Genomic DNA, 12,517 nt, shown 5'->3' with positions numbered 1-12,517 from the left:
TCCGTGCTCTAGATACCACTTCTATCCGAAAACAAAAGCAGGTTCAGGCAGCTGCATTACCGGGAAAACTTGCCGGCCCGGGAATAGGTCATTTGCTGCCCGGGTACATCATTCTGAAACTGGGCCACACAAAGGCTGGAGGCGGGTTCGCAGCGGTACTGTGCTCCTTCCTCCAGCTCAATCCAGGTGCCACCCTGGTTAGCAAACAGGACTTTGTTTGGATCTGGATTTTTTGCCTCAAAAGCAAAAGCGCCCAGGGAGGCAGTGGCGAGGGCCATCACGGCCAGGTAATTTTTAAACTTGTTCATGGTATTAGCGGTTTTTTAACACTCAAAAAGCCGTAAACGTCTTACTGATAAAATGCCTACTCTTTTCAGGGTTTTCAGCATCCCCCTTTGCCTGCCCGGGCAGGTCTTCGCGCGCGGTATTATTAAAGTTTCAGGAGAGCAGTAGTGGACTTCTGGGTGGTGTAAAGCCCGTACAGGGACAGGACCCAGAACAGGAGATTAACCCCCAGGTGCTGCTCCCAGGAGAGCTGCTCCAGCATACCTCCGCAGGAGCAGGGCACCCACCCGAAATACCCCCACAGGATGAGACTTACATAGCCTGTGAAGCCTGTCATCAAAAGGCTAGCCGTTGCAAAGCCCCACTTCCGCAGGGAAGGGAGGAGCAGCAGCCCGGCTACAGCCAGTTCCGCCAGCGGGAGCAGCCATACCAGCAGAAGGCTGAAGGCTTCCGGCAGCGGCTGGTTCAACATGGCCTTCCGGAATACTTCCGGTGCCAGCAGCTTGCTAAGAGCCGTATAGACAAAGAGCATGATCAGGGGGAGGGAGAGGTATAAAGGGGTATCTGACTTTTTCATAGGGAGGGGTTCCGGGAAGGAACAGCTGCCTTCTATGGTGCAGGATGCCCTTCAATAGGATAGACACGGACAGTATAACTATCCCTACCCTGTATATAGAAGTAAGTGCTTTTTTACTTCGGGATCAGACGCTGCATGTTCACCAGGTGGAAGGAGGGGAAGAAAGGGAATAGGATGTGATGCATTACTTAGCGCCTGTTCCTACAGTAAATTTTGGACAAGGATAGTTTCCTCCAGCTGCTTTTGATCTAGCAGTTTTTTATTACGCATTATTTTGTTCGTTTAATTTATTTGTTCGTTCGTAACGAACAGGCTATATTTACGAACATGGAAAGAGATTTGCTACAAACTGTTGTTGACACCCTCAACAGAGGACCTGGTGTAAAAATGCATGTCCTGCCGGAAGAGAAAAGAATTAATGAGCGGCAGCCTGTTGCAAAAGTACGTATTAGCAGAGGCGGTTACGTAAGGGACTGGCATGTGGACTTTAAAAAGCAGCTGACCCCGGCACTGATTCCGGGACTGCTTGACCGTCTTCAGGATGTAGCACCCAGGATGGTGATGGCTGAATATATCACCCCCAATGCAAAGCACCTCTTGAAGGATAACGATGTTGCTTATGCTGATGCGGCAGGTAATATCTATCTGGCTGATGAACAATTGTACATTTTCATAGAAAATAACAAGGTTGAGAAAAAAGCAGAGGTAAGCGTAAGCAGGGCTTTTACAAAAGCAGGGCTTAAGCTCCTGTTCCTCCTTTTGCAACACCCGGAGTGGGTCAATGAACCTTACCGCTTTCTGGCAGAACAGGCAGATGTGGGTTTGGATACGATCAGCAAGGTGTATCAGGCTCTTCAGAAAGAGAAATACCTGCTTCCTGTAACGGACAGAACCTTCAAATGGAATAACAGGGAAAAGCTGTTCACAAACTGGGTAGAAGGATATCAGCAGACGCTCAAGCCAAAGCTAAGGAAAAAGACCTTTAGAGCACTGGATAAGCATCAGGACTGGAAAATACTTCAGCTTCCTGACCAGACCTATTGGGGGGGCGCTAATGCAGGAGATTTACTGACAAACTACCTGATTGCCGATCACTGGACACTTTATACTGCACAGGAGTCGATGGTGTTGATGAAGGCATTTAAATGGGTTCCTGATCCTAATGGTACGATTATGGTAATTGAAAAATTTTGGAAGCATGAGCATCCGGATACATGTGTGCCCCCCCTGATTGCCTATGCAGACCTGACCGAAGGGGATAACCCAAGATATATTGAAACAGCAAGGATGGTGTATGAAAAGTATCTCAAGAATATCATATGATGCCCTTCAGGTGGAAGGTCTGAAAGGGGTGCTTGCTCAGGTAAGCCGTGCCTGTCACGAACTGGACATTCATTTTTTCATTGTGGGTGCCATTGCCCGTAATATATGGTTCGCTGCCCACGATGAAAAGCCCGGCGGTACCAGGGATATTGACTTTGCTGTATACATTCCAAGCCAGGAGGATTACCAGAAGCTTAAGGAAAAGCTGCAGGCAGATTATGGGTATCATAACAGCAGCGAAAATGCTTACTGTATGCTTACCCCTGAAGGCATGCCGGTTGATCTCCTGCCATTCGGAGATATTGAAAAAGAGGGACAGGTCGTAAGAGAAGGAAAAGGGCTTAACAGGATCAGCATGGATGGATTCAGGGAAGTACATTGCTTCGGGCTCAAACAGGTTAACCTGGGGAATGAGGCGTATGAGGTATGTAATATTCCTTCTGTGATCATATTGAAGTTGATTGCTTTTGATGACAGGCCGGAACACAGGATAAAGGATGTAAAAGATATTGACAGCATTTGTAAAAGTTATCCTTCCCTGGAGCAGGAATACATCTGGTCCGATCATTTTGACCTCTACACAGAGGACAGGTCCCATGATGAAGTGGCCATGATCGTTCTGGGCAGAGAAATCAGGAAAATTGCACAGATGAATGATCAGCTGTACCAACGATTGTTCAGCATCCTAAGGCAGGGGATTGAAGGGAAGTCTGGCCTGATGAACCACATGATCCAGGATAGTGAAAAGGAGAACCTGGGCCAGAAACAGATAATACTCCGAAAAATCCTGGAGGGCCTGACTGGGGAAAACATAACGTGAAATTCAAAATAGCTTTTCCTTTGCGAGGTGTACGTAAAGCTATATGGATGCTATGTGTACAACATTACACAAAGCTGATATAACTATTTGTGTCGGTCATTGATAACAGTACAGCACTAAGGCGCCAGGCATCATGACTTGCGCTGCTCCATTTAATTTTCTCTTCCGGATATTTGGGAGGGGACTTTTGGTAAAGCAAGGGAGTAGCTAAAATTATACTACTTATTCGACAGCATGCAGGAATGGCTATTTGCTTCCAGGAAGGAAACTGGTGCATACGTAGCCGGTTGTTGTGCAAACAAACTTGATGATGCACTGTCTGGTGAAGGCTTAACAGCTTTTTTATAAGATGAAAATGGAAACAGCTTTTCCCTGTAGCGCTGGGAAATAATATTGCAGATCCTATTCCCTTCCGTTTCAGCACCTAAAAATTTGTAGTACAAGCCGGAATACAATAACAGGCTGCTCATTTACACCGATCACTCTTTTACATTACCCCCGGTATTACTGATAGTTTGTTTTAACTATCTTTCCAGTACAAATCGCATTTTATTATCTGATCCTTCATGAAGCTTTTTGATGTATCAACCAGTCCGGGCCTGGACATGATTAAGAAGATCCTTACTGTCAAGTTTGATATCCTTCTTTCTCATCAGCAACTGCTGGAATTCATTGAAAGGCAGCCGGAGGAACTGAAAAAAGCCCTGAAGGCGGAGCAGGTATCACTAACAACCCTGGACCAGCTGGTTGAAAGGGTTTCAGAGGAAATTACAGGCATTCATTACCCTACCGACCGCAGTACGCCTTATTACAAGGAGTATTTCAAAAAAAAGCTCAAGGAGAACAAGGACCAATACTTTGGTTTTGGCGCATAAGGCTGTGCTCCCACGGATGGTGGCTATAGCCCATGTTAATCAACCCCAGAGAACCCCTGACTGCTAATGAAAGCTGCACCCGCTCACGGCATTCCTGTGAACCCGGCTTGGAAATAGCAACTCCAGGTTTAAGGGCATTACCTGGTGCAGGTCATTCATCAGACGCTTCTCCTTCCTGTATTCCCTTTGATTTTGCAGCAGCAGTGAACTGCTACTCTCTGGTATGATCATCTCGGTACAGCAGCAGAACTGCCTTCAAAATGGAGGCGGTTTAAGTAAATTATAGCCTGTCTTTTTATTGTAGAAAAGCAAAATTATGCTTATGTTATATAGTTAAGATCATGCTTTAAAACAGTATAATTTCGGGAAAGCTAAAGTGAAGAAGAATAAGATAATACTAACTGCCATCAAAGAATCTGATGGTAGTTTTAGTGCAATCGGACAGGTTGGAAAGAATAATCAGGATTTGATTGCAACGCAGGGTGATACATGGGATGAATTGAAAAAATCTGCATTGGAAGCAGTGAATACCTTTCTAAAGCGTAAGGACAAAGCACCGATAACCCTTAATGAAATAGACTTAAGTTTTGATTTGCCCAGCTTTTTAGATGCATACCCGCAACTGAATGTCTCCGCCTTGTCTAATCAGGCCGGTGGGCGTAAACCCCTGGTGAGCCAGCCTGTCCCGGGCAGGAAGCAAGCAACAGACCGAAAGGTCCTACATATTTTGGCTGCTGTAAAACAACTTTGTAGTAAACCCTCAAAGTTTTCAACATAAGACACAGGCAGCAGGGATATCCCTGTCAAGCAAGCACCAAAGCCCCTCTGATTGGGGCTTTGGTGTGCATAAGCTGGAAAGACTTTTTTTTGCTTAGCAGGTATCATATAAACCCTTAGAATACAGCAGTTGTAGTTGAAGAACTCATGGATAAAAGGGGAGCGGTTTTCTATGGGTTTAACAGAAGATTATATCCCGGACAGGGGGCGCAGCAGGATTTGCACTTGTTGAGCTTACCGGGAGGATTCCTGCCAGTTACTAATGTTACCGATCCGGATCTAATTTTACTTTCTGGTTCAACCACCAGGCTTCCTCTCATGCCCTGCAGCAGCAGCTTCGGTAGCAGAAATATGTATCCATAATGTTAGACAGGTCACACACTGTATCAAGATCTGGCAGCAGGGGGGCTCTCTCTCTGGTCAACCCAACCTTTTCTGTGTACCTGCACGTATGCGGCTTCACGTATGCGGCTTAAAGAAACCTGGGAAACGCCCAGAAACGAAGCAATATACTTTAGCGGGATTCGGGTGACTACATCGGGTCGAACTGATAAAAGTTTACGGTAACGTTCAGTAGCATCTTCATAGAACAGGGATTGGTAGATGCTTTCCAGCTTTAGGTATTCTGCCTCCATAAACCTTACGCCCCACAATGCCCAGCGGTGGCTTTCATGAAAAAGCTCCATCAGGTGCGTACGGCTTAGGCAGTAAGTACACAATGCTTGGTTCCAGAAAGGTCTGATGACCGAATCTCAAAGATTTCCGGCCACTGATTAAGCTGGAAAATACTTCTGTTCATGATTCCCCTTACCAGTTCTTCATGGAAAATAAAGTCCCTTTACTATTGGATAGCTAGAAAATATGGCAAAACAGTAAGCCTTGTGGAGAACACCCGATGTTTACAAACGCTGATACACATAAAGTGCTACCACATGCGCTGCTGTGTATATATAAACATCAGGGCTATCGCTTCCTGCCCTTGAATGGGAACCTAATACTCAAATTAGTAAATTGTATCTAATTAGTGCTAAAGAGATGCAGGCCTGGACTTTTCAGCATAAAACTTGGGCTGTATAGGATATAGTGATTTGGCGACCAGGCAACTTTATTAAGCGAAAGTATGGTTTTAGATGAAGTGATCAGCGTTAAGGAAATGAAAATTGAAAAACAATGATGTCTATATTATGAAAGCTAACCTGGTCTATGTTCTATTCCTTTCCATTGCTTTAGGCTGCAACCCATCTTCTGAAGAACTCCGGACTGATGACAGTGCTGCTCCTCCGGTTCCGGCAGGTGCTGCTGACAGTATTGTTCAAAATTTGTGCTTTATAAAAGTAGAGGGCCTGCAAAACCAGGATAGTGCCTGGATTCACCTGGAAATAACGGGCAATCATGTGCGTGGAAGTTTTGTAAACCTACCCTATGAAAAAGACAGCAGGAAAGGTAAACTCCAGGGAACAAAAAATGGCAGCAGTATAGATGCGACCTGGATTTTTATGCAGGAGGGCCAACTCGATACTCTTCCAGTTCAATTTAGAATGTCCAACAATCATCTGCTTAAGAAGCCCTACAGTTACAGCAAAACCACAGGCGAAGAATTCATAGCGGATTCCTCTGCATTCAACGTGGCTTTTCAGGAAATAGACTGCTATGAATTTCACCCCATCGATCTATAAATATGTATCTGTGAAGTGCTATAAGCTCCCCTGGAATTTGAGCCTATTGAAAGCGGCAGTTACACTGGGGCAGTCCCACTGGGGCAGTTCCACAGGAACAGTCACGGCCTCACAGTAGCGAAGCCAGACCTTCTATGGGCGGTGTTTAATGTATTAACATAAAGATAATCTCACCGGATCTATATTTATACCAGCTCTAACACAATCCTAACATACGCAAAATAGATTTGGGCAAATTCAATTCAGGTTCCAAATCTATTTTTACATGGCAAGATTGTTTACTTTTCTATCGCTTTGCTTTTTGTTGGTGCTCATGGCTACTGGTGCGTATGCAGGGAAAATAGCTGGGAGTATTATCGATTCCGAAAGCAGCAGCCCTATTCCTGGTGCTACAGTGCAGATCAAAGGCACGGCTGTTGGCGTAGCCACCAGCTTTGATGGCAAGTTTGTGTTAGTGAATGCTCCTGCTGGCACACAGATACTCGTTGTAAGATCCCTGGGGTATCGCAGTCAGGAAATTGAGGTAATGATTCCAGAGCAGGAGCTTCTTACCAGAGATATTCTCTTAGAGCCCAGCACCGAGCAGATGGGCGAACTGGTCATCACAGGGGTGCGCAAAAGCCAGATCGATGCCATCAATCTGAAAAAACAATCATTGAACAATGTCGAGGTCCTTACCACCAACGATATTGGCAGGCTGCCTGATGTGAATGTGGCAGAGGCAGCCCAGCGTGTTTCCGGAGTTTCCATTGAAACTGACAGGGGAGAAGGACGCTTCATTTCCATACGTGGCATTCAGCCATCCCTGAATAACGTTACGATTAACAACACCAATATTGGCTCCACATCCGGTAGCCGGGAAACGCCACTCGACCTGCTGCCCGTAGAGATGATTTCAAGCATTGAAGTAACCAAAGCCGTAACCCCTGATATGGAAGCAAACGCCATTGGTGGTGCTATCAATGTAAATACTATTTCGGCCTTCGACCGGGCTAAATCTTTCATGGTTGCTTCGGTAGACGGATTGGTGCAAACGCAGCAAGCAGACTATGGGGCTGATGATAAATTTCCCTTCCGGGCAGCCATTACCGCAGGCAAGCGTTTTGGTGAAAAGGAAAAGTTTGGGGCAGTGGTTTCTGCTAATGTTTTTAGAAGGGATTTCGCAGTTTCTGTGCTCGACCCAGACCGCTGGCAGCTGCTTAAAGGCACAGGCCCTGAGGGCATGCCTACCCCTGGTTACCTGGGCCCTAATGAAATAGAACTGCAAATTGAAGATAATGAGCGTGACCGCTATGGCATGACCATGGATCTTGAATATCGTCCTACGACATTTTCATCCATTTACTTCAGGTCTCTTTTTACACGCAATATTGAACGCTATAGTAACTCGGAGTTTGAGTTAACAGTGGCAGGTTTGAAAGACCAGGAACTTACCAACCAAACACCAACCTCCGGAAGGTTCAGCAAAGGATCAGGAGAGCTGGATTTGAGCAGCGGTGAGCAAAAAGAAAACCTCTACAGCTTTACCCTGGGGGGTAAAAACCGCATTGGTGATAAACTTTCGCTGCATTTATATGGCACCATGTCTAAAGCCTATCAAACACAATTTAACCTTGATGGTACTTTTGAGAACCCACAAGATACCGAAGGACTCCTGGCCAATACCTACAATACAGGACCCTTTTTCTTTGATATTAGCGCCGAAGATGCCGTAGAAGCCCGCAACCCCAACCTTTACATTTTAAGGAACATGGGCATTCGTAACAATAATACTGTAGAGGAAGACCTGTATGAGGCCTCTCTGGACCTGGACTACGATCTGAAGATTGCCGGCATGCCGCTTCAACTTAAAGCAGGAGGACGCTACAGATCAAGGCAAAAATCCGTAGACCGGGCGGTAGACGAATACGATGACGATAGCGAGGAGGGGGAGAAAGCCAGCAACCCTTATACACTGGCAGAATTTGACATCCCGGCTTTTGCACCTGTACAGGGCGGAGCAGCTCCCAATGTTCATGGTGATGCCGATGCCTTTCGTGCTTTTTTCATGAACCCGGCCAACCGAAATAATGGCAGGATATTTTACCGCGCTGATGATACAGCCGATGAGCTGTACAGCGAAGACATCAATTACCGGGAAGCAGTAGCTGCAGGTTATGCAATGGGGGTGCTGGATATGAAATACCTGAGCCTGATCGGTGGGGTACGGGTGGAGCATACCAAAACAGTTTCTTCTCCTTTTGTGGATGAAGGAGGGGGCTTTGTGCAGCAGGATTTTGAAAACAGCTACCTGAATATACTGCCCTCGCTACATTTAAAACTTACTCCATTCGAGAACTTTGTTGGCCGCCTGTCCTGGACGAACACCATCGGCCGGCCGGATTATGGGCAGCTCTCCGGTGCTTCTGAATTCGAATATGTCGAGACAACAACCCCAAATGTGTTTACCGGCTCTTTTGAAGGTGCAAATCCGGATCTGAAGCCTTACGAAGCCATGAACCTGGATTTGTCCCTGGAATACTATTTCAAAACGGGGGGGATTGTTAGTGTAGGTGGTTTCTACAAAAATATAGAGAATCAGATTTATAACCTGGACTCTACCAGCAACAACATCACCTATGAAGGTAAGTTTTTTGAAGAACTTAACTTCTCGCGCAGCATTAACCTGAACGAGGCAAAGGTATACGGACTCGAGGCCAGTTTTGATCAGGCCCTTACGTTCCTGCCATCTCCCTTCGATGGCCTGGGTATTACCGCCAACGCTACTCTTATGGATTCGGAAGTAACTTTTCCGGGTAGAGAAGATGACGAATTGCCCCTGTTCCGTCAGCCCACCAGCGTGTACAACATTATTCCCTACTATCAGAAGTATGGCATAGAGCTACGCATGGCTGTTACCTTCCGCAGTGCATTTCTTGTAAATGCCGCACTGTCTACTGAAGGCTATGTGGAAGAAGCCGTAGAGGCAGGCTATGAGGTAACAGACTTTGACGTGTACGAAGCAGCCCGTACCTCCATAGATTTAACAGCCGCCTATACCTTTCCTTCCAGGAAGGTGAAAATCCTGGGCCAGGTAAGAAACCTTACCAATGCTGCCGAACAGGAGTACAGGGGTGTAACCAGCCGGTATGACAGGCATGAGCTTTTCGGCAGATCTTATTTCCTGGGCCTTTCTTTAAACCTGTAGTCCAGGAGTCATTTATTTCAAACCATTAGCATGAAAGAGGTTCTCCGGACTTCCTTCATGCATTTTAATTCCAGCTGATCTAATGAGAATTTTATTAAACTATAGCATATGCCTGCTGGCTGTGCTGGTGCTCTGCCTGTTTTTTACGAGTCCAGCCTTTTGCCAGCAAAAAGAGTATAAAAGACCGGTCTACACCAAATCATGGAGTGAGCCTTCGGTGCAGCCCGATCATATCATTCTGACTTTTTCCGGTGATCCGGCCACTTCACAAAGTGTTACCTGGCGAACCGACACCACCGTGCATCACGCCCTTGCAGAGATCGCTCTTGCCAATGATGCCCCCCGTTTTTGGCTGCTGGCAAAACAGCAAGCGGCCAAAACAGAAAAGATGGATGCCCGCGGGGTAAAAAGAGCGGAACGTACCGCACATTACCATTCAGCCACCTTTACAGGCTTACTCCCTGATACCACCTATGCCTACCGGGTGGGCGATGGCGAACACTGGAGCGAATGGTTTCATTTTCGTACGGCCAGCACGAAGGCAGCGCCTTTTTCTTTTTTGTATGTTGGCGATGCCCAAAACTATATCCTGGAATTATGGTCCAGACTTATTCGCTCGGGCTACAGCAAAGCCCCGGATGCCCGCTTCATCATTCATGCCGGCGATTTGGTGAGCGATGCCCACAGCGAAGAACAGTGGCACGAATGGTTTACAGCCGGGGGCTGGATCCATGGCATGGTACCCAGTGTGCCAGTGCCGGGAAATCATGAGTACGAAGGCTACACCCAGGAGGCTGAAGACAGGGGGCAGGATCAGCTATCAGTACAGTGGAAGCCCCAGTTTACCCTGCCTGAAAACGGACCAGAAGGCATGGAGGAAACTGTTTACACGCTGGAGTACCAGGGCTTAAAAATCCTGGCCCTCAATTCCGTTAAGAATCGTGAAGAACAAACCAGGTGGATGGAGGCAGAGCTGAAAAAGAATAAACAAAAATGGGTCATTGCTACTTTTCATCATCCTGTTTTTTCGGCCTCACAAGGGCGTGATAACGAAGCCCTGCGAAAAATGTGGAAACCGCTGTTTGATCAGCATGGTGTAGACCTGGTGCTGCAGGGGCACGACCACAGCTATGTGCGAAATACCACCCCGGCCAGCGCCACTAACATTGTGGGTGGTGTAAATACCCGGGATCAGACCACTGGTACGGTATATGTGGTTTCCGTAAGCGGTGGCAAGATGTACAGGCTCAAGGAGAGCTGGGAGGAGTATGGCCTGGAAAGAGACCGCCTGGCGGAAAATACCCAGCTGTTTCAGCACATACAGATTCTGGGAGATACCCTCCGCTACCAGGCCTTTACAGCCGTAGGCGATTTGTATGATGCTTTTGACCTGGTAAAACAAGAAAGCGGCCCCAACCTGATGATTGATAAATCTCATCAGGCCATTGCAGAAAGAAGGCACCACAATACTATTCCTTATTACGACCAGCTGCCGGCCGGCGCCGAAGCAAAACTTCTGAAATCCTATCCCGACTATAAACTGGATAAGGTTAAATATGTAAAGAATACATCGTTTACCGGCTTTGAGGTGGCACTCAAGAAAGGTAAGGAAACCCTGAATTTACTGCTTTCAGAAGCGGGTGAAGTGCTAAAATAGAACAACACCTTTTGTCTTCTGCTTCGAACAATACACCCGATACTAAATCCCCATACATGCACAAATACATGCCGCTTGCAGCACTGCTGCTGTTCTCCTGCCAGACTCAATCTACCCAAAATGAAGCGCTGGCCTCCCTGGCCGATAGCTCCGGAATTATCAAGCCTCTCTTTGTAACAGATACGGTCATGCATGATACCGACGATCCTGCCATCTGGATAAATCATGATAATCCTGCTCAAAGCCTGGTGTTAGGCACCGACAAGGACCAGGACGGCGCCTTGTATGTGTTCAACCTGGAAGGAAAAGTGCAGGAAGATAAAGTGGTGCGTGGCCTGCAACGTCCCAATAACGTAGATGTGGAGTATGGCCTATTACTGAATGAGAAGCTTACCGACATAGCGGTGACAACAGAGCGCTTTACAGGAAAACTAAGAATCTTCTCCCTGCCCGACATGCAGCCAGTGGACGGAGGGGGCATAGATGTTTTTGAGGGAGAAGTGGGGCTGGAGTTCCGCGACCTGATGGGTATTGCGCTCTACAAACGACCTGCCGACAGTGCCATTTTTGCAATAGTTGGTCGTAAAAATGGTCCTAAAGACGGAAACTACCTTTGGCAGTACCACCTTCAGGACAATGGCCGTGGCCATGTGCAAGCCTCCCTGGTGCGTAAATTTGGTGCGTTTAGCGGACGAAAGGAAATAGAAGCGATTGCCGTAGATGATGAATTAGGCTATGTGTACTATGCGGATGAGCAGGCAGGCGTACGGAAATACCATGCCGACCCTGAAAAAGGTGGTGAGGAACTTGCTTTTTTTGCCACTGAAGGTTTCGGTCAGGATCAGGAAGGCATCTCCATTTATAGCATGAAAGAGGGGCGGGGGTATCTGCTGGTGTCGGACCAGGAAGTAAATCAATTCAGGATTTATACCCGGGAAGGTACGGCCGAAAATCCGCATGCGCACCAGTTGGTCAGGGTGATCAGGGCTTCAACCGTTTCCAGTGATGGCTCTGAAGTGGTGAACTATCCGCTGCCACCCTATTTCCCTAACGGATTATTCGTGGCGATGTCTGATGATAAAACTTTCCATTTTTACCGCTGGGAGTCGCTTGCAGGCGATAGCCTTGAAATCAACCCTTTGTAACTACCCAGATCCTGATGTAGGCTTTTGCTGGTAAAGAGGACCCTGTCAGCCTGATATTAGCGCGTTTCCTGAAATACAAATGTCTGGTAATGTAGGCTTCATCTCCTTAATCAAATCATAAAGTTTCCTTCTCTAAGTTTAACAGTAGCTGAATCATCGGGCACGCTGGGGTTACTATTTTTGAAGTATCAGAAT

At 46.9% G+C, this 12,517-nt stretch carries 11 protein-coding genes; 8 read left to right on the top strand and 3 right to left on the bottom strand.

Annotated features, from left to right (window positions below):
* Positions 1-56: 56 nt before the first annotated feature.
* Together KWJ01_RS03235 and KWJ01_RS03230 are read right to left on the bottom strand one after the other, a co-directional pair.
* Positions 57-308 carry a DUF6520 family protein gene (locus tag KWJ01_RS03235; RefSeq protein ID WP_224994946.1) on the bottom strand — a complete coding sequence of 84 codons (252 nt, stop codon included), beginning with the start codon at positions 306-308 and terminating at the stop codon, positions 57-59.
* A gap of 122 nt (positions 309-430) precedes the next feature.
* Entirely contained in the window at positions 431-862 is a 432-nt protein-coding gene (locus KWJ01_RS03230; protein WP_224994945.1) for a MauE/DoxX family redox-associated membrane protein, read from the bottom strand.
* 327 nt (positions 863-1,189) lie between these two features.
* Between KWJ01_RS03230 and KWJ01_RS03225 the strand changes: the two genes are divergently transcribed.
* The 4 genes from KWJ01_RS03225 (at position 1,190) to KWJ01_RS03210 (ending at position 4,658) form a co-directional block, all read left to right on the top strand.
* The gene (locus tag KWJ01_RS03225; RefSeq protein WP_224994944.1) at positions 1,190-2,185 is read left to right on the top strand and encodes a type IV toxin-antitoxin system AbiEi family antitoxin; all 996 of its coding nucleotides are present in this window, start codon (positions 1,190-1,192) and stop codon (positions 2,183-2,185) included.
* Positions 2,157-3,005, top strand: a complete 849-nt coding sequence (locus KWJ01_RS03220) for a hypothetical protein (RefSeq protein WP_224994943.1) — start codon at positions 2,157-2,159, stop codon at positions 3,003-3,005. The genes KWJ01_RS03225 and KWJ01_RS03220 overlap by 29 nt, the downstream gene beginning before the upstream one ends.
* A gap of 566 nt (positions 3,006-3,571) precedes the next feature.
* Positions 3,572-3,880, top strand: a complete 309-nt coding sequence (locus KWJ01_RS03215) for a hypothetical protein (RefSeq protein WP_224994942.1) — start codon at positions 3,572-3,574, stop codon at positions 3,878-3,880.
* 376 nt (positions 3,881-4,256) lie between these two features.
* A complete protein-coding gene (locus KWJ01_RS03210; protein WP_224994940.1) occupies positions 4,257-4,658 on the top strand; it encodes a hypothetical protein in 402 nt (133 codons plus the stop codon).
* Between the two features lie 385 nt (positions 4,659-5,043).
* Here KWJ01_RS03210 and KWJ01_RS03205 read toward each other — a convergent pair whose 3' ends face one another.
* The gene (locus KWJ01_RS03205; RefSeq protein ID WP_224994939.1) at positions 5,044-5,343 is read right to left on the bottom strand and encodes a hypothetical protein; all 300 of its coding nucleotides are present in this window, start codon (positions 5,341-5,343) and stop codon (positions 5,044-5,046) included.
* Positions 5,344-5,841: 498 nt separating this feature from the next.
* Between KWJ01_RS03205 and KWJ01_RS03200 the strand changes: the two genes are divergently transcribed.
* The 4 genes from KWJ01_RS03200 to KWJ01_RS03185 all read left to right on the top strand — a co-directional run bounded on the left by KWJ01_RS03200 (position 5,842) and on the right by KWJ01_RS03185 (position 12,322).
* Positions 5,842-6,333, top strand: coding sequence for a hypothetical protein (locus tag KWJ01_RS03200; protein ID WP_224994938.1), 492 nt, complete (start codon positions 5,842-5,844; stop codon positions 6,331-6,333).
* Positions 6,334-6,598: 265 nt separating this feature from the next.
* Complete coding sequence (locus tag KWJ01_RS03195; protein ID WP_224994937.1) at positions 6,599-9,520, top strand: TonB-dependent receptor; 2,922 nt, start codon at positions 6,599-6,601, stop codon at positions 9,518-9,520.
* Positions 9,521-9,602: 82 nt separating this feature from the next.
* Positions 9,603-11,177: a metallophosphoesterase family protein gene (locus KWJ01_RS03190; protein ID WP_224994936.1), complete on the top strand. Its 1,575-nt coding sequence runs from the start codon at positions 9,603-9,605 to the stop codon at positions 11,175-11,177.
* A 56-nt stretch (positions 11,178-11,233) separates the two neighbouring features.
* Positions 11,234-12,322: a phytase gene (locus KWJ01_RS03185; protein WP_224994935.1), complete on the top strand. Its 1,089-nt coding sequence runs from the start codon at positions 11,234-11,236 to the stop codon at positions 12,320-12,322.
* Positions 12,323-12,517: the final 195 nt, after the last annotated feature.

The sequence above is a fragment of the Cesiribacter sp. SM1 genome, from assembly GCF_020178975.1.
Taxonomy (GTDB): Bacteria; Bacteroidota; Bacteroidia; order Cytophagales; family Cyclobacteriaceae; genus Cesiribacter.
This window is presented reverse-complemented; position numbering and strand designations above follow the sequence as displayed.